Origin of the sequence: Arthrobacter sp. Soil763 (assembly GCF_001428365.1) — a bacterium.
GTDB lineage: Bacteria > Actinomycetota > Actinomycetes > Actinomycetales > Micrococcaceae > Arthrobacter.
Genome location: NZ_LMSH01000004.1, coordinates 19,996 through 45,619, shown reverse-complemented (window position 1 = coordinate 45,619; position 25,624 = coordinate 19,996). Strand labels below are relative to the sequence as shown.

22 protein-coding genes are annotated in these 25,624 nt (G+C 69.0%); 12 read left to right on the top strand and 10 right to left on the bottom strand.

The window, feature by feature from the left end:
- Window positions 1-8 precede the first annotated feature (8 nt).
- The 7 genes from ASG71_RS13305 to glyA all read right to left on the bottom strand — a co-directional run bounded on the left by ASG71_RS13305 (window position 9) and on the right by glyA (window position 6,159).
- Complete coding sequence (locus ASG71_RS13305; RefSeq protein WP_056740097.1) at window positions 9-581, bottom strand: hypothetical protein; 573 nt, start codon at window positions 579-581, stop codon at window positions 9-11.
- A gap of 79 nt (window positions 582-660) precedes the next feature.
- Window positions 661-1,017, bottom strand: coding sequence for a VOC family protein (locus ASG71_RS13300; RefSeq protein ID WP_056740095.1), 357 nt, complete (start codon window positions 1,015-1,017; stop codon window positions 661-663).
- Between the two features lie 35 nt (window positions 1,018-1,052).
- Window positions 1,053-1,913 (bottom strand): ABC transporter permease, encoded by an 861-nt coding sequence (locus ASG71_RS13295; protein ID WP_056740093.1) that lies wholly within the window; start codon window positions 1,911-1,913, stop codon window positions 1,053-1,055.
- On the bottom strand, window positions 1,910-2,782 hold the full coding sequence (locus tag ASG71_RS13290) for an ABC transporter permease (protein ID WP_082575167.1): 873 nt from the start codon (window positions 2,780-2,782) through the stop codon (window positions 1,910-1,912). The genes ASG71_RS13295 and ASG71_RS13290 overlap by 4 nt, the downstream gene beginning before the upstream one ends.
- Window positions 2,775-3,725, bottom strand: coding sequence for an ABC transporter ATP-binding protein (locus tag ASG71_RS13285; protein ID WP_056740089.1), 951 nt, complete (start codon window positions 3,723-3,725; stop codon window positions 2,775-2,777). Before ASG71_RS13285 ends, ASG71_RS13290 begins: the two co-directional genes overlap by 8 nt.
- Window positions 3,726-3,932: 207 nt before the next feature.
- Window positions 3,933-4,853, bottom strand: a complete 921-nt coding sequence (locus ASG71_RS13280; RefSeq protein ID WP_056740087.1) for a bifunctional methylenetetrahydrofolate dehydrogenase/methenyltetrahydrofolate cyclohydrolase — start codon at window positions 4,851-4,853, stop codon at window positions 3,933-3,935.
- 4 nt (window positions 4,854-4,857) lie between these two features.
- Window positions 4,858-6,159 carry a serine hydroxymethyltransferase gene (gene glyA / locus ASG71_RS13275; protein WP_056740085.1) on the bottom strand — a complete coding sequence of 434 codons (1,302 nt, stop codon included), beginning with the start codon at window positions 6,157-6,159 and terminating at the stop codon, window positions 4,858-4,860.
- A 289-nt stretch (window positions 6,160-6,448) separates the two neighbouring features.
- On the opposite strand from glyA, the gene purU reads away from it, so the two are divergent.
- Together purU and ASG71_RS13265 are read left to right on the top strand one after the other, a co-directional pair.
- The gene (purU, locus tag ASG71_RS13270) at window positions 6,449-7,309 is read left to right on the top strand and encodes a formyltetrahydrofolate deformylase (protein WP_056740083.1); all 861 of its coding nucleotides are present in this window, start codon (window positions 6,449-6,451) and stop codon (window positions 7,307-7,309) included.
- Window positions 7,310-7,363: 54 nt separating this feature from the next.
- Window positions 7,364-7,762, top strand: coding sequence for a class I SAM-dependent methyltransferase (locus tag ASG71_RS13265; protein ID WP_056740081.1), 399 nt, complete (start codon window positions 7,364-7,366; stop codon window positions 7,760-7,762).
- Window positions 7,763-7,864: 102 nt separating this feature from the next.
- Here ASG71_RS13265 and ASG71_RS13260 read toward each other — a convergent pair whose 3' ends face one another.
- Window positions 7,865-8,404, bottom strand: a complete 540-nt coding sequence (locus tag ASG71_RS13260; RefSeq protein ID WP_157366448.1) for a hypothetical protein — start codon at window positions 8,402-8,404, stop codon at window positions 7,865-7,867.
- Window positions 8,405-8,458: 54 nt separating this feature from the next.
- Here ASG71_RS13260 and ASG71_RS13255 point away from each other — a divergent pair, with 54 nt between their 5' ends.
- The 9 genes from ASG71_RS13255 to ASG71_RS13215 all read left to right on the top strand — a co-directional run bounded on the left by ASG71_RS13255 (window position 8,459) and on the right by ASG71_RS13215 (window position 19,924).
- Window positions 8,459-8,977 (top strand): gamma carbonic anhydrase family protein, encoded by a 519-nt coding sequence (locus ASG71_RS13255; protein ID WP_056740079.1) that lies wholly within the window; start codon window positions 8,459-8,461, stop codon window positions 8,975-8,977.
- A gap of 72 nt (window positions 8,978-9,049) precedes the next feature.
- Window positions 9,050-10,240, top strand: a complete 1,191-nt coding sequence (locus tag ASG71_RS13250; protein WP_056740077.1) for an ROK family transcriptional regulator — start codon at window positions 9,050-9,052, stop codon at window positions 10,238-10,240.
- A 130-nt stretch (window positions 10,241-10,370) separates the two neighbouring features.
- Window positions 10,371-11,927 (top strand): multiple monosaccharide ABC transporter ATP-binding protein, encoded by a 1,557-nt coding sequence (gene mmsA / locus ASG71_RS13245; RefSeq protein ID WP_056740075.1) that lies wholly within the window; start codon window positions 10,371-10,373, stop codon window positions 11,925-11,927.
- Window positions 11,928-11,971: 44 nt separating this feature from the next.
- The gene (mmsB, locus tag ASG71_RS13240) at window positions 11,972-13,240 is read left to right on the top strand and encodes a multiple monosaccharide ABC transporter permease (protein ID WP_056740073.1); all 1,269 of its coding nucleotides are present in this window, start codon (window positions 11,972-11,974) and stop codon (window positions 13,238-13,240) included.
- Between the two features lie 80 nt (window positions 13,241-13,320).
- Complete coding sequence (locus ASG71_RS13235; protein WP_056740071.1) at window positions 13,321-14,421, top strand: sugar-binding protein; 1,101 nt, start codon at window positions 13,321-13,323, stop codon at window positions 14,419-14,421.
- A 502-nt stretch (window positions 14,422-14,923) separates the two neighbouring features.
- Window positions 14,924-15,994 (top strand): Gfo/Idh/MocA family protein, encoded by a 1,071-nt coding sequence (locus tag ASG71_RS13230; RefSeq protein WP_056740069.1) that lies wholly within the window; start codon window positions 14,924-14,926, stop codon window positions 15,992-15,994.
- 141 nt (window positions 15,995-16,135) lie between these two features.
- The gene (locus ASG71_RS13225) at window positions 16,136-17,533 is read left to right on the top strand and encodes a hypothetical protein (RefSeq protein WP_157366446.1); all 1,398 of its coding nucleotides are present in this window, start codon (window positions 16,136-16,138) and stop codon (window positions 17,531-17,533) included.
- 475 nt (window positions 17,534-18,008) lie between these two features.
- The gene (locus ASG71_RS13220) at window positions 18,009-19,379 is read left to right on the top strand and encodes a serine/threonine-protein kinase (RefSeq protein WP_056740742.1); all 1,371 of its coding nucleotides are present in this window, start codon (window positions 18,009-18,011) and stop codon (window positions 19,377-19,379) included.
- A complete protein-coding gene (locus ASG71_RS13215) occupies window positions 19,376-19,924 on the top strand; it encodes a hypothetical protein (protein ID WP_056740065.1) in 549 nt (182 codons plus the stop codon). The genes ASG71_RS13220 and ASG71_RS13215 overlap by 4 nt, the downstream gene beginning before the upstream one ends.
- A gap of 127 nt (window positions 19,925-20,051) precedes the next feature.
- Here the strand turns inward: ASG71_RS13215 and ASG71_RS13210 are convergent, their stop codons facing one another.
- Window positions 20,052-22,262 (bottom strand): catalase, encoded by a 2,211-nt coding sequence (locus tag ASG71_RS13210; RefSeq protein WP_056740063.1) that lies wholly within the window; start codon window positions 22,260-22,262, stop codon window positions 20,052-20,054.
- Window positions 22,263-22,544: 282 nt separating this feature from the next.
- On the opposite strand from ASG71_RS13210, the gene ASG71_RS13205 reads away from it, so the two are divergent.
- Window positions 22,545-23,204, top strand: a complete 660-nt coding sequence (locus tag ASG71_RS13205; protein WP_056740061.1) for an SRPBCC family protein — start codon at window positions 22,545-22,547, stop codon at window positions 23,202-23,204.
- A gap of 129 nt (window positions 23,205-23,333) precedes the next feature.
- Here the strand turns inward: ASG71_RS13205 and ASG71_RS13200 are convergent, their stop codons facing one another.
- Entirely contained in the window at window positions 23,334-25,553 is a 2,220-nt protein-coding gene (locus ASG71_RS13200) for an NADP-dependent isocitrate dehydrogenase (RefSeq protein WP_056740058.1), read from the bottom strand.
- Between the last annotated feature and the right edge of the window lie 71 nt (window positions 25,554-25,624).

The window sequence follows — 25,624 nt, the reverse complement described above, 5'->3', positions numbered from 1 at the left end:
GTTCCACTCTAGTCGATGATGGTTCCGCTGACGGGCTCGTCGGTCCCGCCGGAGGACTTGATCATGTCCCGCGCGTTGGTGGCGGTGATTTCGATGGTTTCCAGTGCGCGGCGGATGGTGTCCTGGTCCTGCGCCTCGCCCTTGGCCCGCTCCTGCTCGACGACGCGGACCTGCACCTGGACGATCTTGAAGGAGTGGTCCAGCTTCATGTCGCGGATCTCCGCACCCTCCCGGCGTTCGGCGACCAGCCGGGTGCCGCCGTGGTCGGCGCTGCCGGCGGACGGCGCCCGGCCGACGGCGGAGTTGAACGCGTTCTGGGCCTCGTTCAGCTTGGCGCCGGCCTTCTTGGCGGCGCGCTGGATGCTGAACACCACGAACGTCGCCAGCGCCAGCCAGAAGGCGGCGATCACCGCGACGACCCAGCCCACGACGTCGTTCTGGTTGGCCGCGAAGATGACGGCCACCAGGAAGGCGATGATGAACACCGTCATCCCGAGTCCGCCGATGCGGAACATCGAGAACTTTCCGGTGGCGGCGTTGAACGCGGACGGCTTGGTCGAGGAGGTACCCAGGGATCGCATGGACCCATTATCGCAAACGGTCCGGGGCGCCGGCGGCGCTTCCACCCCCGGCGAACGGCGCGGCCGGCGCTAGCCGGCGCTAGGACAGCACCAGGCAGAACGGGTGGCCGGCGGGGTCGGTGTAGACCCGGAAGGACCCGGTTCCGGCGCCAAGGCTGGCGGCGCCGAGCGCCAGCACCCGGGCTTCGGCGGCGTCGAGGTCCGGAACCATGACGTCGACGTGCATCTGCTGCGGGTGCTCCGCGTCCGGCCACTGCGGCTTCACCAGCCGGTCAACGCGCTGGAACGCGACGGCCGGGCGGTCGGCGGCGTCGCCGATGGTGATCCAGTCCGGATCCTCCTCCACCCGGATCATGCCCAGCAACTCCTGGTAGAAGCCGGCCAGCCGGTCCGGGTCCTCGCAGTCGAGGACGAGGGCGTGCCATTTACCGATCATGGGGGTGCTCCTTCAGGGCGTCGGGGTGCGGGACTTTACTTCAGGAACAGGCGGCGCAGCCGGCCGGTGGTGAGGGCGACGCCGAGCACGATCATGACCAGGTAGTAGCCGATGTGCACCGCGGTGGCGGGCGTGAAGACCCCGACGCTGATCTGGCGCAGCAGCTCCACCCCGTGCCAGAGCGGCATCGCCTGGATCAGCCACTGGATCCACTGCGGGTAGACGCTCAGCGGGTAGAACGTGGCGCTGAAGAGGAACATCGGCAGCATCACGAAGTTGATCCAGTCCATCTGCTGGAAGGTTTTCATGAAGCTGGTGATGCCCATGCCGAAGCTGGCGAACCCGAACGCGATCAGCACCGAGGCCGGGATCATCAGGATGGCCCACGGCGTGGTGATCAGGCCCATCACGCCCATCACCGCGGTGAAGCCTGTGGCGTACATGAGCCCGCGGAGCAGGGCGAGGAAGATCTCGCCCATCGCGACGTCGATCGGGCCCAGCGAGGTGTAGAGCATGCCCTGGTAGAGCTTGGCGAAGTTCATCTTGAAGAAGACGTTCCAGGTGGAGTCGTACACGGCGCCGTTCATCGCAGAAACCGCCAGCAGCGCCGGGGCGATGTAGGCGGCGTAGGAGATCTCCTGCCCGCCGGGGCCCTGCACGGCTCCGACGATCGCGCCCAGGCCCACGCCCATCGAGATCAGGTACAGCACGGGTTCGAAGAAGCCGGAGACCATGACCATCCAGTTGCTGCTCTTGGTGGCCATCAGCCCGCGGGCGACGACGGCGCGCACGTTGCGCGAGTAGAGCGGGCCGAAGCGGCGGTTCCGGGCGGCGTCGGCGACGCTCAGGCCGGCTGCCTGGTTTCCCGAACCGTGGTGGCCGGCGAGCACGCTCATGATGCCATCCTTTTGGCGAACAGGCGCCGGGTGAGGACCCAGCCGAAGACGGCGAGGCCAAGCAGGAAGACGATGTGGACCACGGTGAGCAGCGGCGCTTCCTCGTAGCCGTAGCTGAAGACCCGGCCCAGTTCGGTGCCGTGCCAGATCGGCGAGATCCAGCCGATCCAGCGGACCGCCAGGGGCAGGGTGTCCAGCGGGAAGAAGGTTCCGGAGAACAGGAACAGCGGCATGACGATGAAGCGCATCACCATGGCGAACTGGCCCCTGTCGTCCTTGATGGTCGCGGCGTAGGCCATCAGCGGCAGGCCGAAGGCCAGGCCGGCCAGCGTGGCCACCAGGATCGAGACCCAGCCCCAGCCGCTCGGGGAGGCGCCGAAGAGCGCGACGACGCCGAAGTAGATGGCGGACTGCAGCACGAACCGGACCGTGACGGCGATGATCTGCCCGGCCGCGATCTGCTCCGGGGTCAGCGGCGAGGCGTGCGGGCCGTAGTAGACCCGGCGCCATTTGAAGCCGTCCATCACCGGGAAGGTGAACTCGTTGGCGGCGGTCATCACCGCGGCGGAGATCAGCAGCGCGGGGGCGATGAAGGCCAGGTAGCTGACCCCGCCGAAGGCCGCATTGGAACCGGTGTCCACCAGGGTGGCCAGGCCGACGCCCATGGCGAAGAGGTAGGCGACAGGCTGGCCGACGCCGTACATGACGATGGTCCAGCCGTAGCCCTTCATCACCCGCAGGACCTGTTCGGCGTAGTAGAACGCCCCCCAGCGGCGGGCGCGGGCGGCCGAGACGGCCGGCGAGTGGGCGCGCGGGGCGGCCGCCGCCGTCGTCGGTGCCGACCCGGTCAACGCTGCTTCCTTAGTCAACAAGGCTCCTACCGGTCAGGCGCAGGAAGACGTCCTCCAGCGAGGAGCGGCGCACCAGCGAGGTGAGCGGGTGCAGCCCGCGGGCGGAGACCTGCTCCAGGGCGGCCTCGCCGTCGTGGGCGTAGATGAGCACCCGGTCCGGGAGCGTTTCGATCCGCTCGCCGATCCCCTCGAGTTCGGTGCCGACGGTGGCGTTGCGCTCGGACCCGAAGCGCAGCTCCAGGACCTCGCGGGTGGAGTAATCGCGGATCAGGCTCGCTGGGGAACCCTCGGCCATGATCTTGCCCTTGTCCACCACAATCAGCCGATCGCAGAGCTGCTCGGCCTCGTCCATGTAGTGGGTGGTGAGGATCAGGGTGACTCCCTGTTCCTTGAGCCGGAAGAGCCGGTCCCAGAGGATGTGCCGGGCCTGCGGGTCCAGGCCCGTGGTGGGTTCGTCCAGCAGCAGGATCCGCGGTTCGTTGATCAGCGAGCGGGCGATCGTCAGGCGGCGCTTCATGCCGCCGGAGAGCGCGTCCACCTTGGACTTGGCCTTGTCGGTCAGCTGCGCGAACTCCAGCAGCTCGTCGGCCTTGGGTTTCAGGTAGCTCATCGGCAGGCCGAAGTAGCGGCCGTAGACCAGCAGGTTGTCGCGGACCTTGAGCTCTTCGTCCAGGTTGTCCTGCTGCGGGACGACGCCCAGGTGGGCGCGGACCTCGGGGCCGTGCTGCTCCGGGTCGAGCCCCATGATGCTCAGGCTGCCGGAGGTGCGCTGGGAGACCCCGCCGATCATCTTCATGGTGGTGGATTTTCCGGCGCCGTTCGGGCCCAGCAGGCCGAAGGCCTCGCCGGCGGGCACGCGGAAGGAAATGCCGTCGACGGCGGTGACCTCGCCGTAGCTTTTGGTCAGGTTTTCGGCGGTGATGACGTACTGCGGTTCGCCGGTTCCGGCGGGGCTGCTCACAGGAGATTCTTTCGAGACAAGTTCAGACACCCGGAACACGGTACTCGATCCCGGCAAACTATGAAAGAGTCTTTTCGTAAAAAATTCCAGTCATTTGCCAATCCACCTTTCCCGCGCGCAGGGCCGGGGCCGCGGGGCACTGGTTGGCCGGTTAACCACCAAGGGCGCCCGCTCCGGAGGGAGGGGCGCCCCGAAGGGGTTCGCGGACTAGGCGGGGTGCGCGTTTTCGAGCTGGCGCTCGGCGGTTTCCACCACGTTCGCCAGCAGCATGGCGCGGGTCATCGGGCCTACTCCCCCGGGGTTCGGCGAGAGCCAGGCCGCGACGTCGGCCGCAGCGGGTTCGACGTCGCCGGTGACCACGGCCTTGCCCGAGCCGTCGTCGACGCGGCTGACGCCGACGTCGAGCACGACGGCGCCCGGCTTGAGGTCCGCGGCCTTGATCATGTGCGGCTGTCCGGCCGCGGCGATCACGACGTCGGCCTGCCGGAGTTCGGCGGGCAGGTCCACCGTTCCGGTGTGCGCCAGGATCACCGTGGCGTTGACGTCCTTGCGGGTCAGCAGCAGGCCGACCGGGCGGCCGATGGTGACGCCGCGGCCGACCACCAGGACGCGCTTGCCCTTGAGGTCGATCCCGTGCCGGGTCAGCAGTTCCACGCAGCCCTTGGGCGTGCAGGGCAGCGGGGACTTCATCGGTCCGCTGACGTTGGCCACCAGCCGGCCGAGGTTCATCGGGTGCAGGCCGTCGGCGTCCTTCTCCGGATCCATCGCCTCCAGGATGACGTCCTGGTCGATGTGCTTCGGCAGCGGCAGCTGGACGATGTAGCCGGTGCACTCCGGGTTCTCGTTCAGTTCCCGGACCACGGCCAGCAGTTCCTCCTGGGTGGTCTCCTCCGGGAGGTCGCGGCGGATCGAGGTGATGCCGACCTCGGCGCAGTCCTTGTGCTTGCCGCCGACGTACCAGGTGCTGCCCGGGTCGGAGCCGACGAGGATGGTGCCCAGGCCCGGGACGATGCCGCGGGCCTTGAGCGCGGCGACGCGTTCGGTCAGTTCGGCCTTGATGGTGGCCGCGGTGGCCTTGCCGTCGAGGATCCGTGCGGTGTGGGAGGTTACGGAGTCAGTGGCAGTCATCGAATCACCACTGCTCGTGCTGCGGGTACAGCGGGAAGTCGGCGGCGAGCTTGTCCACGCGGGCCTGGAGCGACTCGACGTCGGCGGCGGTGCCCGCCTTCAGGGCGGTGGCGATGATCTCCGCGACCTCGGTGAACTCCTCGGCGCCGAAGCCCCGGGTGGCCAGGGCCGGGGTGCCGATCCGCAGGCCGGAGGTGACCATCGGCGGGCGCGGGTCGAACGGGACGGCGTTGCGGTTGACCGTGATGCCGACCGAGTGCAGCAGGTCTTCGGCCTGCTGGCCGTCCAGCTGGGAGTTGCGGAGGTCCACCAGGACCAGGTGCACATCGGTGCCGCCGGTCAGGACGGAGACACCGGCGTCGGAGAGGTCCGACTGGTTGAGCCGGTCGGCGATGATCCGGGCGCCTTCCAGCACGCGCTCCTGGCGCTCCTTGAATTCCTCGGTGCCGGCAATCTTGAACGCGACGGCCTTCGCGGCGATGACGTGCATCAGCGGGCCGCCCTGCTGGCCGGGGAACACGTTGGAGTTGATCTTCTTGGCCCACTCCTGCTTGGCCAGGATCACGCCGGAGCGGGGGCCGGCGAGCGTCTTGTGCACGGTGGAGGTGACGACGTCGGAGTGCGGGACCGGGGAGGGGTGCAGCCCGGCGGCGACGAGCCCGGCGAAGTGCGCCATGTCGGTCCACAGCAGCGCGCCGACCTCGTCGGCGATCGAGCGGAAGGCGGCGAAGTCCAGGTGGCGGGGGTACGCGGACCAGCCAGCGATGATGACCTGCGGCTTCTCGGCGAGCGCCTGCTCGCGCAGCTTGTCCATGTCGATCCGGAAGTTGTCTTCCTCGACCTGGTAGGCGGCGACGTCGTAGAGCTTGCCGGAGAAGTTCAGCTTCATGCCGTGGGTGAGGTGGCCGCCGTGCGCGAGCGAGAGGCCCAGGATCTTGTCCCCCGGGGTGATCATCGCCGACAGTGCGGCGGCGTTGGCCTGCGCCCCGGAGTGCGGCTGGACGTTGGCGAACTCGGCGCCGAAGAGGGCCTTGACCCGGTCGATCGCGAGCTGCTCGGCGACGTCGACGTACTCGCAGCCGCCGTAGTAGCGGCGTCCGGGGTAGCCCTCGGCGTACTTGTTGGTCAGGACCGAACCCTGGGCTTCCATCACGGCGCGCGGCGCGAAGTTTTCGGAGGCGATCATTTCCAGGGTGCCGCGCTGGCGGCCGAGCTCCTGGTCCAGGACGGCGGCGATTTCGGGATCGAGTTCAGCGAGCGGCTGGTTGCTTACGGCTGCTGAGGAAAGGCGAAGGGAAGTAGTCACGAAGAACTCCTGGCTTGGCAACGGTCACTGCTTTAAGGTCAGGTTACCGGCTGGCCCGCCGCGGCGCCGCTAAATTACGGCACCCCGAAGCGGGGATCCGTAGCGCGGCGCGGCACCCGCGAGGGGGCCGACGGCGGGACGGCAGCGGGGGCTGCCGACCGGAAAAACGTGACCCTCGGCCCAGGCGTACGATCCGTGGTCTGCGTGCGTGCCGCTCCCTGGTGGTTAGCCACCCAACGCCAGTTGCGACAGATCAAGACTATCCCAGCCGCGGGTAGGCTGTTCTTTCGTGACTGACGACCAGCTGACTGCCTCCTATATCCTCACCCTTTCCTGCCCGGACCGGCCCGGAATCGTGCACGCCGTGGCCGGCGCCCTCCTGGTGGCCGGCTGCAACATTACGGATTCCCAGCAATACGGCAGCCAGGGGACGGGGACGTTCTTCATGCGGGTCGAAGCCACGACGGCGGCTCCGGCGGCGGAACTGCAGGCGGCGCTGGAGCCGGTGGCCCAGGCCTTCGGCATGCAGTGGAGCCTTAACCCGGCAGGCCGGAAGGTCCGCACCCTGCTGATGGCGAGCACCTCCGCGCACTGCCTCAACGACCTGCTGTTCCTGCAGCGCTCCGGCACCCTGCCGATTGAGATCCCGGCCATCGTTTCCAACCACCGCGACCTCGCCGGGCTGGCCGAGTTCTACGGCATCCCCTTCCACCACATTCCGGTCACGAAGGACACCAAGACCGAGGCGGAGGACGCGCTGCGCGGCCTCATGGCCGAACACGACATCGAGCTGACCGTGCTGGCCCGCTACATGCAGATCCTCTCCGACGAGCTGTGTACGGACCTGGCCGGCAAGGCGATCAACATCCACCACTCCTTCCTGCCCTCCTTCAAGGGCGCCAAGCCGTACCACCAGGCGCACGCCCGCGGCGTGAAGCTCATCGGCGCCACCGCGCACTACGTCACCGCGGCCCTGGACGAGGGCCCGATCATCGAGCAGGAAGTCATCCGGGTGGACCACCGGCGTACCGCCGAACAGTTCGTCCAGATGGGCCGCGACGTCGAGGGCCGCACGCTCGCCCAGGCCGTGCAGTGGCACGCCGAGCACCGGGTACTGCTGGACGGAAACCGGACGGTCGTCTTCAGCTAGGGCCCCGCGGGCCGGGGGCTTGTCTTCGGCATCCTCCGGTCCTTAACTGGTCCCATGGCAACCACGCGGACGGCGCAGCTGGCCGGCTTCCTCGCCCTGCTCAAGGCCGAGGGCCGGCACGGGGTGCTGGGCCTGGACTGCGGCACCGGCGAGGACGGGCTGGCCTTCGTCCGGGCCGGCATCCACTTCACGGGGGTCGACCCGTCGGAGGAGAACATCCACGCCGCCAGGGCGCGGGGCCTGTCCGCGTCGGTGGCCACGGGCGCGTCCCTGCCGTTTGCCGACGGCGCGTTCGCCGCCGTCTGGGCGGTGGACGCGCTGGCGGGGCTCGGGCCTCGGGCGGCCGACGCCGTCGTGCGTGAACTCAGGCGCGTGGCCGCGCCCGGCGCCCCGATCGCCGTCGTCCTCCCCGACCCGGGGCCGGGCTACACGGTCCTCCGCTCCCCGGGCTGAAGACCCGCCACCCCAACTACCCCCGGATGCCCTATCACTTCTGGTTGCCATCCGGGACCCAAAGCAGCCAAAAGTGATAGGGCATCGGGGTGCAGCATCGGGTCAGGGGCGGCGGGCGGCGCGCATGTAGCCGCCGAGGAATCCGCCCACGATCAGCAGCACGGCGCCGGCCCGCGCCAGGTTCGCGCCCAGCCGGTGGCGTTCCTTGCGGCGAGCGCGCCACGAGGCCAGGAAGACCAGCGTCGCGGCGAGGTTGGCGCAGGCGTGCACGACGCCGACGCGGCGGGTCGCGCGGTCGGCCCGGGCCCACTCCGCCCAGCCGCTGAGTCCGGTGGGCGCCGCCGCGAGCAGGCCCAGGCCTACCAGCCGACGGGCGGCGATCCGGCTGCTTTCATCCGGAAAGAAGTCCAGGAAGATCGCCATGAACCATGCCCCGAACGGCACATCGGTGAGGATTACGTGCGGCGGGATGCCCGTGGCATCGCCGTGGAAAAAGCGCCGGGGGCCGGGCCGGGCGATCAGCCGTTCCGCCACGGGCGCCGCGGCGCGGGCGGCGGGGTCGAGTGCCTCCGCCCGTTCCAGCCGTTTCATCAGATCCAGGAACATATCGGCCGCCTCCGGGATGTGCGTGGGAATGGCCATGATCCTACTCAGCGCCCCGGGACCCGCAAGAGGCCGGTGTCCTAGGCTGGTTGCATGACTCCCGTTTACGCTTTCGCCGGCGACAGCCCGGCCGTCCATGAGACCGCTTTCGTCGCTCCCACCGCCTCGATCATCGGGCAGGCCACGCTTGCGGAAGACTCCAGCGCCTTCTACGGCGTCTCCGTCCGGGCCGATACCGCGGCCATCAGCGTGGGGGCCGGCACCAACCTGCAGGACAACGTGGTGCTGCACGCCGACCCGGATTTCCCTTGCACCATCGGCGCCCGGGTCAGCGTCGGGCACAGTGCCGTCGTCCACGGCTGCACCGTCGAGGACGACTGCCTGATCGGCATGAGCGCCACCATCCTCAACGGCGCGGTGATCGGCAGCGGCTCCCTCGTGGCCGCGGGCGCCGTCGTCCTCGAGGGCACCGTGATCCCGCCCCGCTCGCTGGTGGCCGGGGTTCCGGCCAAGGTCCGCCGTGAACTGAGCGACGAGGAGTTCGAGAGCGTCAAGCACAACGCCGCCCACTACCGGGAGCTGGCCCGCGCCCACCGCGAACTGCACGGCTGACCGCCGACGGCGCCGAGGAGCGGTTGCGTTAACTTCTTGACTACAAGACGTTGATGGGGCACTCTTCATTGCATGCCCTCACCAACGCGCTCAACGAGGAGCCGCACCAAAAACCCCGGATCGCAGTCCGCCCTCCGGCACCTGAACCAGCAACGCATCATCGAATGCCTGCTGGCCGGCCCGTCCACCCAGGCGGAACTGGCCCGGCAGACCGGGCTCTCGACCGCGACGGTCTCAAACATCGTCAGGATCATGCAGGACGCCGGGCTGGCCTCCACCGAACCGACCACCAGCTCCGGCCGGCGCGCCCTCAACGTCCGGCTCAACAGCAACGGCGCCGTCGCGGTCGGCATCGACTTCGGCCGCCGCCACCTCAGGGTGGTTCTCGCCTCGCTCAGCTACCACGTGGTCGCAGAGGAATCCGTCCTCCTGCCGCTGGGCCACCACGCCGAGGAAGGCATCACCGCCGCCGTCGGCGTGTTGGACCGGCTGCTGGCCGACAGCGGCGTCGAACGCAGCGCCCTGGTGGGCGCCGGCGTCGGCATCCCGGGGCCGATTGACCGCCGCACGGGCACCGTGGCGCAGGGCGCGATCCTGCCCGAGTGGGTGGGCATCAACATCCTCCAGCGCCTCGAGGAGGCCCTTGATCTGCCGGTCTGGGTCGACAACGACGCCAATCTCGGCGCCCTGTCCGAGGTGACCTGGGGCCCGCACACCGGTATCAGCAACCTACTGTTCCTGAAGATCGGCTCCGGCATCGGCGCCGGGCTGATCCTCAACGGCATGCCCTACTACGGCAACGTCGGCATCACCGGCGAAATCGGCCACGCGACCATCCACGAACACGGCCTGGTCTGCCGCTGCGGCAACCGCGGCTGCCTGGAAACGATCGCCTCCACCACCACCATGATCGAGCTGCTCAGCCGTGGGGACGACCGGCCGCTGACCCCCGAGGACATCGTCCGCAAGGCCCTTGCCCGGGACTCGGCAACCCTGCGGGTGATTGACGACGCCGGGCTCGCCGCGGGCCGCGCGCTGGGCAATGTCGCGAACCTGATCAATCCCGAGGTGATCGTCGTCGGCGGACCGCTGGCCGGCCTGGGCGAGCTGCTCCTGGACCCCATCCGGCGCGGCCTGGTACGCCACGCCGTCCCGGTCATCGGCGAAACCACGACCCTGACCATGTCCTCGCTGGGCGACCGGGCCGAGGCGCTGGGCGCCACCGCGCTGGTCTTCCAGCACGCCGGAATCCGGCGTAACTAAGTCAGCCGTTATCAGGCCGTTGCGTTAAAGACTTGACGACAATGGCGTGATCCAGTTTACTTTTCCATCAGACGGCCCTGCGGTTTGCAGGGGCGGACAACGAAGTCATGCATTGGAGGCGTAAGGGCAGATGACGTCCCTCAACACGCACAGCGATCCGATAATTCTCGAGATGCGCTCCATCACCAAAGAGTTCCCCGGCGTTAAAGCATTGGCCGAGGTGAACCTGCGGGTGAAGGCCGGCGAGATCCACGCCATCTGCGGTGAAAACGGCGCAGGGAAATCCACCCTCATGAAGGTCCTCTCGGGCGTGTACCCCTACGGGAGCTACACCGGCGACATCGTCTACCAGAGCGAGGTCCAGCAGTTCAAGGACATCCGGGCCAGCGAGCACGCGGGCATCGTGATCATCCACCAGGAATTGGCGCTGATCCCGGAACTGTCCATCATGGAGAACATCTTCCTGGGCAACGAACCGACCAGGCGCGGCGTGATCGACTGGGCCGAGGCCCGGATCCGCTCCACCGAGCTGCTGGCCCGCGTGGGCCTCCGCGAGGACCCCGACACCCCGGTCAAGGAGATCGGCGTCGGCAAGCAGCAGCTGGTGGAAATCGCCAAGGCGCTGAACAAGAAGGTCAAGCTGCTCATCCTGGACGAGCCGACCGCCGCCCTGAACGAATCCGACTCCCAGCACCTGCTGGACCTGATCCTGGGCCTGAAGGGCCGCGGCATCACCTCGATCATCATTTCGCACAAGCTCAACGAGATCGAGCAGATCGCCGACTCGATCACCATCATCCGCGACGGCAAGTCAATCGAGACGCTCGACGTCAAGGCCGACGGCGTCGACGAGGACCGCATCATCAAGGGCATGGTCGGCCGGACGCTCGAATCCCGGTTCCCGGACCACGAGCCCAAGATCGGCGAGACGTTCTTCGAGGTCAAGAACTGGACCGTAGGCCACCCGCAGATCCAGGACCGCATGGTCTGCAAGAACTCCAGCTTCTTCGTCCGTCGCGGCGAGATCGTCGGCTTCGCCGGGCTGATGGGCGCCGGCCGCACCGAACTCGCCCGCTCCCTCTTCGGCCGCTCCTATGGCCGGTTCATCTCCGGCGAGGTCTACAAGGACGGCAAGCCGCTGCAGCTGAAGACGGTCAAGCAGGCCATCGACGCCGGCCTGGGCTACGTCACCGAGGACCGTAAGTCCCTCGGCCTGAACCTGCTGGACGACATCAAGGCCACCACGGTCTCCGCGGCCCTGAAGAAGATCAGTAAGCACAACGTCGTCGACGCCGACAAGGAGTTCACGGTCGCAGAGCAGTACCGGAAGTCGCTGCGCACCAAGACCCCGTCCGTGGAGGAGGGCGTCGCCAAGCTCTCCGGCGGCAACCAGCAGAAGGTGGTGCTGGCGAAGTGGATGTTCACCGACCCGGACCTGCTGATCCTGGACGAGCCCACCCGCGGCATCGACGTCGGCGCCAAGTACGAGATCTACGGCATCATCCAGCAGCTGGCCAACCAGGGCAAGGGCGTGATCGTGATTTCCTCCGAGCTGCCCGAGCTGCTGGGCCTGTCCGACCGCATCTACACCATCTTCGAAGGCGCCATCACGGGCGTGCTGAACAAAGAGGAAGCCAGCCAGGAGAGCCTGATGAAGCTCATGACTTCCGCCCGCAAGACGGCCTGACGGCCGGGCCATCCAGAACATTCCGGACAACAAGGACTGACACAATGAACGCGCTCAAGAAGCTCTTTGGCGGCAATACCCGCCAATTCGGCATGATCTTCGCCCTGGTTGCACTGATTATCTTCTTCCAGATTTTCACCGAGGGCCGCACGCTCACCCCGGGCAACGTCATCAACCTCTTCAACGGCAACTCCTACATCCTGATCCTCGCGATCGGCATGGTGCTGGTCATCATCGCCGGCCACATCGACCTCTCCGTCGGCTCGGTCGCGGCGTTCGTCGGCGTCAGCGTGGCGCTGATGATCCAGGACTGGGGCATCCCCTGGTACCTCGGCATCCTGTTCGGCCTGCTGCTCGGCGCCGTGATCGGAGCCTGGCAGGGCTTCTGGACCGCCTACGTGGGCATCCCGGCCTTCATCGTGACCCTGGCCGGCATGCTCCTCTTCCGCGGCTTCAACCAGTTCGTCGGTAAGTCCAACACCATCCCGGTGCCCAACGACTTCCAGTACATCGGTTCCGGCTACCTGCCCGAGTTCGGCCCGAACACCGGCTACAACAACCTGACCCTGCTGCTCGGCCTGGCCGGCGTCGCCTTCGTCGTCGTCAGCGAACTCCGTTCCCGCCGCAAGGCCAAGGAACTGGGCGCCGAGGTGCCTGAGACCTGGGTGACCGTCACCAAGCTGGTCCTGATCTGCGCCGCCATCCTGTACGCGACGTACCTGTTCGCCACCGGCCGCCCCGGCACCTCGTTCCCGATCCCGGGCCTGATCCTGGCCGTCCTGGTCCTGGTCTACGGCTTCATCTCCTCCAAGACCATCGTCGGCCGCCACGTCTACGCCGTCGGCGGCAACCGCCACGCGGCCGAACTCTCCGGGGTTCAGTCCAAGAAGGTCAACTTCCTGGTGATGATGAACATGTCCATCCTCGCTGGCCTGGCCGGCATGATCTTCGTCGGCCGTTCCACCGCTTCGGGCCCGTTCGACGGCGTCGGCTGGGAACTGGACGCGATCGCGGCCGTCTTCATCGGCGGCGCCGCGGTGACCGGCGGCGTCGGCACCGTGATCGGCTCGATCGTCGGCGGTCTCGTGATGGCCGTGCTGAACAACGGCCTGCAGCTGCTCGGCGTCGGCGCCGACCTGACCCAGATCATCAAGGGCCTGGTGCTCCTGATTGCCGTCGCCTTCGATGTCTACAACAAGTCCCAGGGCAAGAAGTCGATCATCGGCATGATGATGAAGAACTTCGGCCGCAGCAGCGAGAACAAGCCGGACGAGACGACGTCGACCAAAGAGGTCATTGCCAAGGAGTCCTGACCGCCCCACGGCGCCACAAGCTCCTGATGCTCCCCACTCCATCTTTCTCCGAACACCATCTATAGAAAGTGAACCAAGCAATGCAAATGATTGGTAAAGCAGGAAAGGCAGCAGCAATCGCTGCTATTGCGGCACTGGCGCTGACAGCCTGCGGCCGTTCCGACAGCGGCACTTCCGGCGGCGCGAGCGGCGGCGGCGAGGCGTTCCCCAAGGACTCCTCGATCGGCGTCGCGCTCCCGCAGAAGACCAGTGAAAACTGGGTGCTGGCAGAGAAGCTGTTCAACGACGGCCTCAAGGGCGCCGGCTTCAAGGCTGACGTGCAGTTCGCCAACGGCGGCGTCTCGGAGCAGCAGAACCAGATCAGCGCCATGGTCACCAAGGGTGCCAAGGTCATCATCGTCGGTGCCATCGATGGCGCCCAGCTGGGCACCCAGCTCAAGCAGGCCAAGGACGCCGGCGCGACCATCATCGCGTACGACCGTCTGCTGCTGAACACCGAGAACGTCGACTACTACGTCGCCTACGACAACTTCAAGGTCGGCGAGCTGCAGGGCCAGGCCCTGCTGGACGGCATGAAGGCCAAGAAGCCCGAAGGCCCGTACAACATCGAGCTGTTCGCCGGTTCCCCCGACGACGCCAACGCCAAGGTCTTCTTCGACGGCGCCATGAAGGTGCTGCAGCCGAAGATCGACGACGGCACGCTCGTGGTCAAGTCCGGCCAGAAGTCCTTCGAACAGGCTGTCACCCAGGGCTGGAAGGCAGAGAACGCCCAGCGTCGTGCCGACACCCTGCTGACCGGCAGCTACGGCAGCGCACCCCTCGACGGCGTGCTGTCCCCGAACGACACCCTGGCCCGCGCGGTCCTGACCTCGGTCAAGGCTGCCGGCAAGCCGCTGCCCGTCATCACCGGCCAGGACTCCGAGGTTGAGTCCGTCAAGTCGATCATGGCTGGCGAGCAGTACTCCACCATCAACAAGGACACCCGCAAGCTCGTTGAGCACGCGATCACCATGGTCAAGGACATCCAGGCCGGCAAGAAGCCTGAGATCAACGACGACAAGTCCTACAACAACAAGGTCAAGACCGTCCCGGCCTACCTGCTGGAGCCGGTCATCGTGACCAAGGAGAACGTCAAGACCGCTTACGTCGACGATCCGGTACTCGGACCGCTGACGAAGTAGCCTTCGCGCTTCACCTTGGCTCCGGTCCTCCCGCATGAACTTGTTCTCGCGGGAGGGCCGGAGCTCTTTTTTGCGTTGTTCCCGCGGCGCGTCCGGATTTCCGCGGCGGTTTCGGACGACGGCGGCCCGGGCCCGGGGTGCGCTGGTCCGGAACCGCAGCGCTGGTCCGGAACCGCAGCCCTGGTCCGGGAGCGCAGCGCTGGTCCGGACTTCCGCGGCGGTTCCGGATTTCCGCGGCGGTTTCGGACGACGGCGGCCCGGGCCCGGGGCGCGCTGGTCCGGAACGGCAGCGCTGGTCCGGAACCGCAGCGCTGGTCCGGATTTCCGCGGCGGGTTCGGGGCTCCGCGGCGGTTACGGATTTCCGCGGCGGTTACGGACGACGGCGGCCCGGGCCCGGGGCGCGCTGGTCCGGAAGTGGTGCGCTGGTCCGGGAGCGCAGCGCTGGTCCGGGACGGCAGCGGGAAGGCTCGACGGCGGCGGCCCGGGTGAGAGGATGGCAGCATGAGTACACCCATCGCCAGGCCCTGGCTGTCCAGCCAACCCGACCAGGACCCTCGGACGGCCACCGGCACCAGGCTGCGGTGGGGCGTGATCGCGACCGGAGCCATCGCCGCCGCCGTGACCCGCGACCTGGAACTGCTGCCGGACGCGCAGCTGTACGCGGTCAGCTCCCGCACCCAGGCGGCGGCCGACGCGTTCGCGGCCGACTACGGTTTCAGCCGGGCCTACGGGGACCTCGACGGCGACGCCGGCTATGAGCGGCTGCTGGCCGACGACGCCGTGGACGTCGTCTACGTCGCGACCCCGCACGCCCAGCACCACGCGATTGCGCGCGCGGCGCTGCTGGCCGGCAAGCACGTCCTGTGCGAGAAGGCCCTCACGGTCAACGCCCGGGAGGCCGCCGACCTCGTGGCGCTGGCTCGGGACAAGGGCCTGTTCCTGATGGAAGCCATGTGGAGCCGGTTCCTGCCCAGCATGCAGCGGGCCTTCGAGATCGCCGCCTCCGGAGAGCTGGGCGAGGTCAAATGGGTGGGCGCCGACCTGGGCTTCCCGGCCCCCTACTCCCCCACCTCCCGGCTCTGGGCCCCGAAGGACGGCGGCGGCGCGCTGCTCGACATCACCATCTACCCCCTGCTCTGGGCGCTCGGCACGCTGGGCTTCCCGCAGACCGTCAGTGCCACCGGTTCGATCAACGACGACGGCGTGGACGCCCAGAATGCGCTCACCCTGGGCTACCACCACGGCGCCCAGGCGCAACTGACCTCCTCGCTGCTGGCGCACGGCCCCCGGATCGCCACGGTGGCCGGCAGCGCGGGGTTCCTGCAGAGCGTGGGCTCGATCAACAACCCCAAGGAACTCGTGGTGCGGATCGGCTTCGACGAGCCGCGCACCGAGCAGTTCAGCGTGGTCGGCCGGGGCTACTGCTACGAGCTGCGGGAGGTCACCCGGTGCATCCAGCAGGGCCTCACCGAAAGCCCGGTGATGCCGCTGGAAGCCTCCCTGGACACCATGCGGTTGTTCGACGGCGTCCGCGCCCAGTTGGGCGTGAGCTACCCGAACGACGTGCACTGACCGTGCGCCGCCGGCGGCCTATTTAACCCCGGATTTCCGGGCCGGACCGGGCTGAAGAAGCCGTAAACTCTGGACTCACCGCGGCGCACGGAAGTACCCTGTAGGCCAATCGTCGAAGTCTTTCGGGGAGGTGTGTTGCGCATGGAATCTGCAACCCTCTCTCCCCGCGTGCGCGGCCTTCTTCGGCGCGGGCTCCTGGCCTTCGGGGCCGGCGTGGCGTGGCTGACACTCTCTGCGGCGGGCGCCAGCGCCGAGGAAGTCAGGGTGGTCCAGGCGATCCCGTCCGTCACGGTCGCCGAGGCCGGACGCTCCGCCCTCGGGACATCCGGCGTCGGAACGACCGCCGTCGGATCGTCCGTGGAAACCATGATCCAGCTGCCCCGGGCCGATGACCCGGTGGGCTCCGAAAGCGTCGCACCGGAGGCCCCGGCAACCGTTGTTCCGGCCCCCGCCGCTCCCGCCCCCGACCCCTATCCGGATGCGCTGCTTCCGTCACCCCCGCCGCAACCGGCACCGGTTCCCGTCCCCGCGCCGGCTCCCGATCCCGAACCGGCGCCGCTGCCGGCACCGGCCCCCGAGCCGGCGACGCCCGTGGCGCTGGAGCCCGTCGTGGCTGTGACTGCCCCTCTCCCCCTCATCCCACCGGCCACGGTTCCGGCGCCCAGCCCGGCCCCCGTCCCCGTCACCGCGACGCCCTCCGACCCCGCGCCGTCGTCCGTCCCGGCGCCGACCGATCCGACTGAGCCTGCGGTCGAGGCCGCCGACCCGGGCGCACTTCCGCCGGCCACGGACGCCGATCCGGCGCCCCCGGCCATCGATCCCGCGCCGCCCCTCACCGGCCAGGCTCCGGGTACGGGTACGGGTGCGGATGCCGTGCCCGGCACTGCGCCGCAGGTCCCGGCCGGCGGACCCGCGCCCGCCACCGTCCCGCCTGCGGTACCGGCGCCGGTCCTGCCCCCCGGGACCCCGGCGTCGTCGGCGCCGATCCAGGCCGGCCACGGCACACTCGCCGGGACACCCATACCCGCCCCTGCCGCGTCCTCCACGACCGGCCACGCCCAGGCGCGCCAAGCGGCGGCCGCGGTTCAGGGCCGCCCGTTGGCGGCGCTGACCAGTCCCGCCGTCCGCGGCGACGCGCCTGCCACGTTTGCACCATCCTCGGGCGCTTTCGTGCCCGAACTGTTCAACTCCATGCCCCAGCCCCAGGTCTCCGGAAACGCGCCGGCTGTTCCGGCCACCGCTCCGGTGCGCGGCGGCGCCGGTCCCGGCGGAGCGGGAAGCCCTGCCGCACCTGCCGGCGGCAACGAGACCCCCCGTCCGCGCGGCGGAGACACTGGCCTCCCGGCCCCCAGCGCCCTGCCGCCCACCCCCGGTTCGGGGTCCGGCAACGGTTCAGCGCCCGGCGGCCCCTCCGGGGCCGCAGCCTGGGCGCCATCCAACTACCTCTTCATTCCCCTGATGGGCACCGACCCGATCAGCGGCCCGCTGCAGCGCGTCCACCCCGCTGTATCCGCGGACCCCGGGTCTTCCCCTGACTAGCAGGGCCGTCCTCTGCCACTTTGCTGCGCAGAGCACGGTCCTCCGGGCTGCCCTCGGCGCCCGTCGCCAGTCAATCAGGAGATTTCACCATGGACACCCCCGTCCCCGCCCGGCACTCCGGCCCGACTACTCCACCCGAAACCCCTTCCCCGGCAGTACTGACTGCCTGCCGGCGGCCTGCGCGCCGGAGCACGCCACGCCGGCGCCCCACCGCGCCGGGGGCGGCGCCCACGGAACGGCCGCCGTAACGCGCGGCCGCTCCGTCCAGGTCCATTCACCGCCGGAGCGAAGTCGTTGGGTCCGCTGGGGGATTCAACGGCTCCGCCGGCTCCGGCGGCCGCCCGTCCGCACGACCGAAAGGCGGTCAGCCACTTCATCTACACCTAGCCCGGGGTACTCCATGCGGGAAGCGGATACCCATGCCCGTATTATTCTCTAGGGGGTGCCACCGCGGCGCCGACAATAGATGGGGAACATCGTGGACGCTTCGCCAAGTGGGGTCACGACCGAGCTCCTGAGCGGCCGTTACCGCCTGGGCGAGGTCATCGGCCGGGGCGGCATGGCCTCCGTGTACTGTGCCCGGGACGAAAACCTCGGCCGGGATGTGGCGCTGAAGCTCTTCGCCCCGCAGTCCGCTGACGCCGACGAACTGAAGCGCCAGCAGGCCGAGATCGAGCTGCTGGCCACCCTGAACCACCCGAGCCTGGTGACGCTGTTCGACGCCGGCACCGACACCCGGGTGCCGTCCGAACCCCGCCCGTTCCTGACCATGGAACTGGTGGACGGCCAGGACCTGCGCAGCCGGATCCGGCACAGCCCGGTGCCGCTCGACGAGCTGGCCGTCATCGGCGCGGGGCTGGCCGACGCCCTCGCCTACGTCCATTCCCTGGGCATCATCCACCGCGACATCAAGCCGGCCAACGTCCTGCTGGTCCGGGTCCGGCCTGGTGAGCCGCTGCGGCCAAAGCTGACCGACTTCGGGATCGCCCGGATCGTCGATGGAACCAGGCTCACCGCTACCGGAACCATGGTGGGCACCGCCGCCTACCTGAGCCCGGAGCAGGCCCGCGGCGCCGACATGGGCCCGGCCAGCGACATTTACTCCCTGGGGCTGGTCCTGCTCGAGTGCATCAAGGGCAGCGTCGAGTACCCGGGCAGCGCGGTCGAGTCCGCCGTAGCCCGCCTACACCGTGCGCCCGCCATCCCCGACCACGTCCCGACCGAATGGGCCGCCGTGATCAGGGCCATGACCGCTTTGGACCCGCTTGACCGCCCCGCCGCTGCCGATGTGGAAGCCGCGCTGCGCCAGGCGCTGGTCTCCCCCGACTCGTTGCCGGGCGCCCTCGCCGAGGAACGGACCCGGGTGCTGCCGGCTCCCCCGGCGCGCCCGCCGCGCTCAGCGCTGGCCGGCGACCTCGATACCGGGCAGGAACCGCTGCGGAATACCGCCCAAAACACCGCCGAGGACCACGCCCCCGGCGTGAACCCGGCGCCGCAGCCCGGCGCCCCATCGGGCACGGCGGCGGCCATGGCCCCAGGCACCGCGGCAGGCATGGACCCGCGCCGGCCCCGCCGGAACGCCGGCCGGAGAGGCCGCGGCCACGGCCGGACCACAGGCCAGGGCCGGGGGCTGGCCGGGACAACCAACCGTGCCGCCGCACGGTTCCGCGCGGCCCGGCGCGGCACCAAGATCGCCCTCGCGCTCACCGTCGTGGCGCTCCTGGCGGCAGTCGCCGTCGTCGCAACCCTCGCCGTCCCGCAGCCTTCCCCTGCCGTTCCCTATCCGGCCGTGAGCGGTGACCTGGGCGAGCACCTGCAGCAACTCCAGAAGAGCGTCCAGCCATGATCGCCACCGTGACCCGCCGCTGGCGCCGGACCTTGGCCGGCGCCGCCCTCAGCGCCGCCCTGGCCGTGGGCAGCCTGTCCGCATGCGCCTCACCGGCCCCGGAACTGGACGGAGCCGCAGCGCAGCAACTTCAGGCGCAGGTCCTTGCCGTCACCCGCGCCGCTGCCGCGAACGACACCGCCGGCGCCCTGAAACTGCTCGATGAGTTGGTTCCCAAGCTCGATGCCGCCGCGGCGGACGGCAAGGTCTCATTCCGGCGGCACCAAAGCATCAAAACCGCCATCGACGCCGTCCGCGCCGACCTCGTGGCCAAGGCGGCCGCGGCCGCAAAGGCTGCCCGCGACGCCGCCGCGAAGAAGGCCGCCGCCGACAAGGCCGCGGCGGACAAGGCGGCCGCCGAGAAGGCAGCCGCCGACAAAGCTGCCGCCGACAAAGCGGCGGCCGACCAGGCCGCGGCCCAGGCGGCCGCTGCCGCCGCTGCGGCCGCGGCAGCCAAGTCCGAACCGGCCAAGAAGCCCAAGGGCAAGGGTAAGGGCGGGGGCTAAGCGCCCCCGCCCCTGCCGCAGGTGTTGTTGCTAACTCCCGGCTAGGCCGGCGGCCCAGCCAGCCGGCCTAGCCGGCCGGGCGCGGGGTCAGCCCGGCGCCTGCCCAGCTGCCCGGCCGGCCGCCTGCCTACGCGCCGGTGGCCGGAAAGCGGTCCCAGGCCCGGTGCGCGGCGAGGAACTCGGTCAGTTTGGGCACCACGTTCGCCGGCGCATCGCCCAGCGCGAGGCCGGCGGCGTCCTGCGGGATGCCTGCGGCTTCGAGGCACCCGGCCGCCGCGTCCCAGCCGCCGATGGCCTTGGCATGCCGGAACAGTTCGGTCAGGAGCAGTACCAGGCGGGGATCGACGGCGGAGCCGGGCTGGCCCGCCTTCGCGTCTCGGCCGGGCTGCGCGTCGGGTGCCGGCGCTCCGGAGCCCGCCACCAGCACGGCGTCGAACTCGGTGGAGCGCGCGTTGAGGTAGGTGCGCTGGACCGGGATGCCGCCGTCGGGCCCACCGAGGGTGCCGCCCGCGGGGGCGATCACCAGCGGGACGATGCCAGCCGCATCCAAAGCCTCCCGCGCGGCCTGGACCGCGGCCAGATCACTGTCCGCATCCGCGACGATGCCCACGACCCGGCCCGCCACCGGCCAGGTCCCGCCGAGCTGCGAAACGGCGGGGCTCGGGGCCGCGTTGGACACCTCCTCGGCCGCTTCCGGGGCCGCCATGCCCAGTCCGGCGGCGACGGCGGCGCAGAGTCCGGCGTCGATGTTCGCCAGGGCCTGCAGCTGGCGTTCCCGGATCGCCTGCTCGCGGCATTTGCCGAGTTCGAAGGTGTAGGCCTGGATGACGTGGTCCTGCTCCACCGGGGCCAGGCTGCGGAAGAACAGCCGCGCCTGGCTGTAGTGGTCGTCGAAGGACGCCGGGGACTTCCGCTCCTTCACGGCCGCGGCAAGTTCTTCCGGCACGTCGATGAGGGCTCCGACGTCGGCGCCGGCCATGAAGGGGCAGCCGCCGTCGAGCGAGTTCGGGTGGTACGGGGCGGTGCCGCCGTGCACGGCGGTCTGGTGCATGCCGTCCCGGAGCATGTCATTCACCGGCGCGTGCGGGCGGTTGATCGGCAGCTGGCTGAAGTTCGGGCCGCCCAGCCGGGAGATCTGCGTGTCGATGTAGGAGAACAGCCGCACCTGCAGCAGCGGGTCGTTGGTGACGTCGATGCCGGGCACCAGGTGGCCGGGGTGGAAGGCCACCTGCTCGGTTTCGGCGAAATAGTTCACCGGGTTGGCGTTGAGGGTCATCAGGCCGATCGGCTGCACCGGGGCGAGCTCTTCGGGGATGAACTTGGTGGGATCCAGCAGGTCGATCCCCTCGAAGAACTCCTCCTCGGTGTCGGGGAAGACCTGCACACCCAGTTCCCATTCCGGGAACGCGCCGGCCTCGATCGCGTCCGCCAGGTCGCGCCGGTGGAAGTCCGGGTCCATACCGTTGATCAGCTGCGCCTCTTCCCAGACCAGCGAGTGGACGCCCTGCTTGGGCTTCCAGTGGAATTTCACCAGGCTGGTCTTGCCCTCGGCATTGACGAACCGGAAGGTGTGGACGCCGAAGCCCTCCATGGTGCGGTAGGAGCGGGGCAGTGCGCGGTCCGACATGTTCCACATGGTGTGAGCCTGCGCCTCGGTGTGCAGCGAGACGAAGTCCCAGAAGGTGTCGTGGGCGCTTTGGGCCTGCGGGATCTCGCGGTCCGGGTGGGGTTTTCCGGCGTGGATGATGTCGGGGAACTTGATCCCGTCCTGGATGAAGAAGACCGGGATGTTGTTCCCGACCAGATCGAAGGTTCCCTCGTCGGTGTAGAACTTTGTGGCAAACCCCCGGGTGTCCCGGACGGTGTCCGCCGACCCGCGCGAGCCGAGCACGGTGGAGAAGCGGACGAATACGGGGGTTTCGACGTCCTTGGCGAGGAACCCGGCGCGGCTGATGTCCGCGGCCGTGCCATAGGAGCGGAAGACGCCGTGTGCGCCGGCACCGCGGGCGTGCACGACGCGTTCCGGGATCCGCTCGTGGTCAAAGTGCGTGATCTTCTCGCGCAGGTGGTGGTCCTGCAGCAGCACGGGCCCGCGGCGGCCGGCCTTGAGCGAGTGGTCCGTGTCGGAGAGCCGGAGCCCCTGGGCGGTGGTCAGGTAGGGACCGGACTGGGCGCGCGAGTGGACCGGGGCGCCGGTGGGGGTGCCGGTCGGGGATACGGCCTCGGGTCCCTGCTGGTCCGGCTTGGGCGGCAATGGTTCGCGCGGGACCGTGGGTTCTTTAACCTCCGGAGGCTCGACGGCGGCGGCGCCCGGAATGCTGATCTTGTCTTCGCGCATGGGATTACTCCTTGGGATAGGCAGTCTTGGCCCGGCCGTCCGGGGGCAAGGCGGCCTCCCGAGACCGAAACTAAGCTTGCTTAGCACCCTAGGGGAGATACCGGCGGCGGGCAACCGGGGTCCACCGGCTTTCACTATCCCGGCGTTCGGGCTAGCTTGGTCAGTCAGGCCGGAAACGGTCTGGCGTTTTGTGCCTCGGCACGAAACGTTGTCCGAGCTTGTACCGCCCTGTCCCGTCCGCGATGCGCAGGTCCGTCTGCCGGCCGAAGGAGTAAATGCACGATGGCAACAGTCCAGGAATCCATTGCCGTGAACGTCCCCCTGAGCCAGGCCTACAACCAGTGGACCCAGTTCGAGGACTTCCCGCAGTTCATGAGCGGTGTCGACGCCGTCCGGCAGCTCGATGACACCACCGTCCACTTCCAGACCAGCGTCGGCGGGGTCAAACGCGACTACGACGCCCGGATCACCAGCCAGGAGCCGGACCGGCAGGTCTCTTGGGAGAGCCTGGACGCCCCGCGCAACGCCGGCACCGTGCGCTTCGCGGAGCTCGGCCCGGCGGAGACCAGGGTCGACGTCGAACTCAGCTGGGAGCCGGGATCGGCAACCGAGAAGATCGGCGCCGCCGTGGGCCTGGACTCGCGCCAGGTCGCGGCCGACCTGAAGCGTTTCAAGGACTTCATTGAGGGCCGGGACTTTGAGACCGGAGCGTGGCGCGACCGCGTCACCGGCGGGCAGGCCGCCGGGCCGGGGGCTGCCACCGCGGCCGGCGCCGCGTCCGGCGCCGCCGCGTCCGGGGGCCTGACGCCGGTCTCGGATCCGGAGTACGACGTCGTGGGAACCGGTGCGCCGGTGAACGCGGACCCGGACCTGGCTACCGAGCCGGCCAGCGAAGCCGGCAGCGCGGACGCGCCGGAGGGTCTCCCGGTCTCCGACCGCTGACCCGCCGGGGTCCGACGGCGGCGCTCCCCTGCCGCCGTCGTCGTCCCGCCGCCGCTGCCCTGCACTGCGGGGCCTTAACCAACGAACGCCGCACCGGGAGATCCCGGTGCGGCGTTCGCGTTGTGCAGGCTAGCCCAGCAGGGACAGCACTTCGCTGAACTTGGCGGAGGGGCGCATTACAGCGGAGGCCTTGGCCTCGTCCGGGCGGTAGTAGCCGCCGATGTCGGCCGGGGAGCCCTGGACGGACAGCAGTTCGCCGGTGATGGTCTCCTCGTTGGCGGACAGGGCCTCGGAGACGGCCGTGAAGGCCTTGGCCAGCTCGGCGTCCTCGCTCTGGCGGGCCAGTTCGTCGGCCCAGAACTTGGCCAGGTAGAAGTGGCTGCCGCGGTTGTCCAGCTCGCCAGCCTTGCGCTTCGGGGACTTGTCCTCGAGCAGGAAGGTGCCGGTGGCGCGGTCCAGCGTGTCCGCGAGGACCTGCGCGCGGGCGTTGCCGGTGGAGGTGGCGAGGTGCTCGAAGCTCACGGCGAGGGCCAGGAATTCACCCAGGCTGTCCCAGCGCAGGTGGTTTTCCTTCAGCAGCTGCTGGACGTGCTTCGGGGCGGAGCCGCCGGCGCCGGTCTCGAACAGGCCGCCGCCGTTGATCAGCGGAACGATCGAGAGCATCTTGGCGCTGGTGCCCAGCTCGAGGATCGGGAACAGGTCCGTGAGGTAGTCGCGGAGCACGTTGCCGGTGACGGAAATCGTGTCCTCGCCCTTGCGGATCCGTTCCAGGGTGAAGGCCGTGGCCTCCTCCGGGGACATGATTTCGAGCTGCAGGCCCTCGGTGTCGTGGTCCTTGAGGTATTCCTCGACCTTGGCGATCATCCGGGCGTCGTGGGCGCGGGTCTTGTCCAGCCAGAAGACGGCCGGGGTGGCGGAGGCACGGGCGCGGGTGACGGCCAGCTTGACCCAGTCGCGAATCGGTACGTCCTTGGTCTGGCAGGCGCGCCAGATGTCACCCGGGGAGACCTGGTGTTCGATCAGCACGGTGCCCTCGTCGTCGACCACCTGGACGGTGCCGGCGGAGGCGATCTCGAAGGTCTTGTCGTGACTGCCGTATTCCTCAGCCGCCTGGGCCATCAGGCCGACGTTCGGGACGGTGCCCATGGTGGTCGGATCGTAGGCGCCGTTGGCGCGGCAATCGTCGATGACGACCTGGTAGATGCCGGCGTAGCTGCTGTCCGGGAGGACCGCCAGGGTGTCGGCTTCCTGCCCGTCGCGGCCCCACATGTGGCCGGAGCTGCGGATCATGGCCGGCATGGAGGCATCCACGATCACATCGGAGGGGACGTGGAGGTTGGTGATGCCCTTGTCCGAATCGACCATGGCCAGCTCGGGGCCCTCGTTGAGGCCCTTCTGGATCGCGGCTTCGACGTCGCCGCGGATCTCCTCCGGCAGGTCTTCCAGGCCGTTGAGGATGGAGGCGAGGCCGTTGTTCGGGCTTAGGCCGGCCGCGGCGATCTGCTCGCCGTAGGTGGCGAAGAGGTCGGCGAAGTAGGCCTTGACCACGTGGCCGAAGATGATCGGGTCGGAGACCTTCATCATGGTGGCCTTCAGGTGGGCGGAGAAGAGCACGCCCTCTTCCTTCGCGCGGGCGACCTGGGCCTTCAGGAACTCATCGAGGGCAGCGGCACGCATCACGGTGCCGTCGATGACCTCGCCGGCGAGGACCGGGAAGGCGCGCTTGAGGACCTTGACCGTGCCGTCTTCCTTGACCAGCTGGATCTTGAGGTTGGTGTCTGCGGGGATCACCACGGACTTCTCGTTGGAGCGGAAGTCATCGGCGTCCATGTGAGCGACGTTGGTCTTGGACTCCGGGGTCCAGGCACCCATGCTGTGCGGGTTCTGGCGGGCGTAGTTCTTCACCGACAGCGGCGCACGGCGGTCCGAGTTGCCTTCGCGCAGCACCGGGTTGACGGCGGAGCCCTTGATCTTGTCGTAACGGGAGCGGATGTCCGTTTCCTCGTCCGAGGCCGGGTTGTCCGGGTAGTCCGGCAGGGCGTAGCCCTGGCCCTGGAGTTCGGCGATGGCGGCCTTCAGCTGCGGCACGGAGGCGCTGATGTTGGGCAGCTTGATGATGTTCGCCTCGGGCGTCTTGGCCAGCTCGCCCAGTTCGGCCAGGGCGTCGCTGATGTGCTGCTCTTCGGTGAGGTAGTCGCCGAAAGCGGCGATGATGCGGCCGGCCAGCGAGATGTCGCGGGTCTCCACTTCCACACCGGCCGTCGAGGCGAACGCTTCGATAATCGGCAAGAACGAATAGGTGGCCAGCATCGGCGCTTCGTCGGTGTGGGTATAGATAATCTTGGCCATTGCTCGGGCGTCTCCCTGAAAGTCTGCGGATATCCGGAAATCTTGTGTTATCTCAACGGCTCTAACTTACC

What these genes read in the sequence shown, in the direction of transcription:
- ASG71_RS13235 (WP_056740071.1), top strand. Translation starts at nt 13,321, where the DNA reads ATGCAAATGATTGGTAAAGCAGGAAAGGCAGCAGCAATCGCTGCTATT.
- mmsA (WP_056740075.1), top strand. Translation starts at nt 10,371, where the DNA reads ATGACGTCCCTCAACACGCACAGCGATCCGATAATTCTCGAGATGCGC.
- ASG71_RS13265 (WP_056740081.1), top strand. Translation starts at nt 7,364, where the DNA reads ATGGCAACCACGCGGACGGCGCAGCTGGCCGGCTTCCTCGCCCTGCTC.
- ASG71_RS13200 (WP_056740058.1), bottom strand. Translation starts at nt 25,553, where the DNA reads ATGGCCAAGATTATCTATACCCACACCGACGAAGCGCCGATGCTGGCC.
- ASG71_RS13305 (WP_056740097.1), bottom strand. Translation starts at nt 581, where the DNA reads ATGCGATCCCTGGGTACCTCCTCGACCAAGCCGTCCGCGTTCAACGCC.
- ASG71_RS13260 (WP_157366448.1), bottom strand. Translation starts at nt 8,404, where the DNA reads ATGGCCATTCCCACGCACATCCCGGAGGCGGCCGATATGTTCCTGGAT.
- mmsB (WP_056740073.1), top strand. Translation starts at nt 11,972, where the DNA reads ATGAACGCGCTCAAGAAGCTCTTTGGCGGCAATACCCGCCAATTCGGC.
- ASG71_RS13230 (WP_056740069.1), top strand. Translation starts at nt 14,924, where the DNA reads ATGAGTACACCCATCGCCAGGCCCTGGCTGTCCAGCCAACCCGACCAG.
- ASG71_RS13300 (WP_056740095.1), bottom strand. Translation starts at nt 1,017, where the DNA reads ATGATCGGTAAATGGCACGCCCTCGTCCTCGACTGCGAGGACCCGGAC.
- ASG71_RS13215 (WP_056740065.1), top strand. Translation starts at nt 19,376, where the DNA reads ATGATCGCCACCGTGACCCGCCGCTGGCGCCGGACCTTGGCCGGCGCC.
- ASG71_RS13210 (WP_056740063.1), bottom strand. Translation starts at nt 22,262, where the DNA reads ATGCGCGAAGACAAGATCAGCATTCCGGGCGCCGCCGCCGTCGAGCCT.
- ASG71_RS13295 (WP_056740093.1), bottom strand. Translation starts at nt 1,913, where the DNA reads ATGAGCGTGCTCGCCGGCCACCACGGTTCGGGAAACCAGGCAGCCGGC.
- ASG71_RS13225 (WP_157366446.1), top strand. Translation starts at nt 16,136, where the DNA reads ATGGAATCTGCAACCCTCTCTCCCCGCGTGCGCGGCCTTCTTCGGCGC.
- ASG71_RS13250 (WP_056740077.1), top strand. Translation starts at nt 9,050, where the DNA reads ATGCCCTCACCAACGCGCTCAACGAGGAGCCGCACCAAAAACCCCGGA.
- ASG71_RS13205 (WP_056740061.1), top strand. Translation starts at nt 22,545, where the DNA reads ATGGCAACAGTCCAGGAATCCATTGCCGTGAACGTCCCCCTGAGCCAG.
- ASG71_RS13280 (WP_056740087.1), bottom strand. Translation starts at nt 4,853, where the DNA reads ATGACTGCCACTGACTCCGTAACCTCCCACACCGCACGGATCCTCGAC.
- ASG71_RS13255 (WP_056740079.1), top strand. Translation starts at nt 8,459, where the DNA reads ATGACTCCCGTTTACGCTTTCGCCGGCGACAGCCCGGCCGTCCATGAG.